This window comes from Leucobacter sp. M11 (assembly GCF_035726885.1).
Lineage (GTDB): Bacteria > Actinomycetota > Actinomycetes > Actinomycetales > Microbacteriaceae > JAPFRB01.
On the sequence record NZ_JAPFRB010000058.1, the window covers coordinates 1 to 232 of the forward strand.

Genomic DNA, 232 nt, shown 5'->3' on the forward strand with positions numbered 1-232 from the left:
GCAGCGAAGATTATCGGGAAGGAGTTTCCGCCTTCTTCGAAAAACGCCCCGCTCGTTTTTCAGGGAGATAACGATGCTAAAGCAGACTGAAAGCATGATCATCGCCGTAGTCGGTGCCGGAACCATGGGTGCCGGTATTGCTCAGGTTGCCGCTCAGGCCGGACATCACGTCTGGCTGTATGACCAATCCTCTGAAGCTTGCCAGCGAGCCCTGCTCAATACCCGTAAACAG

At 54.7% G+C, this 232-nt stretch carries 1 protein-coding gene; it reads left to right on the forward strand.

Annotated features, from left to right (window positions below; translation table 11 throughout):
* Nucleotides 1-94: 94 nt before the first annotated feature.
* Nucleotides 95-232, forward strand: a 138-nt coding sequence (locus tag OOT08_RS18985) for a 3-hydroxyacyl-CoA dehydrogenase NAD-binding domain-containing protein (protein WP_325094457.1), incomplete at its 3' end; no start/stop codon positions are given.